This window comes from Fodinibius halophilus (assembly GCF_011059105.1).
In the GTDB taxonomy this organism is placed as follows: domain Bacteria; phylum Bacteroidota; class Rhodothermia; order Balneolales; family Balneolaceae; genus Fodinibius; species Fodinibius halophilus.
Genome location: NZ_JAALLS010000080.1, coordinates 1 through 506, shown reverse-complemented (window position 1 = coordinate 506; position 506 = coordinate 1). Strand labels below are relative to the sequence as shown.

Below are 506 nucleotides of genomic sequence, written 5' to 3'. Positions count from 1 at the left end.
AGAGGCTGTGAGAAAATACCAAGTCAAATATATATTGTAAAAAGCGTGTTTTTTTAGCTCCAAAAAATAGGATAACCCCATGGCATTCAGTATCTTACATAATATATATTCTTCCTAATACCCCCTATTATTATGCCGCAGATTCAACCGCCCGATCGCCAGCAACTGACTTTCATGAATAAACTGGATGACATGGTCGCCCCCGACCATCCCGTACGGCTACTCGATGCTATTGTGGATCGTATTATTGGCACCGACCCGGCGCCCTTTGACCACCTGGAGGCCACCGGAACAGTAGGCCGCCGGGGGTACAGCGCAAGCTGCCTGATTAAACTCTTGCTATATGGATATATTGAAGGGATTAGCTCTTCCCGAAAACTCCAGGCCGAAGCCGCCCGAAATATCGAGCTTATTTGGTTGCTTTCCGGGCTGGAGCCCAGCTATAAGGTTATTGCGGATTACCGCAAAGATTACCCCGAGCAGATCGAGCGGGTCAATCGGGGAAT

The 506-nt window shown here is 48.2% G+C and carries 1 protein-coding gene; it reads left to right on the top strand.

Annotation, left to right across the window (positions count from 1 at the left end):
• Positions 1–132 precede the first annotated feature (132 nt).
• Positions 133–506: transposase (locus G3569_RS18250; protein WP_165271520.1), on the top strand; the 374-nt coding region annotated here is incomplete at its 3' end.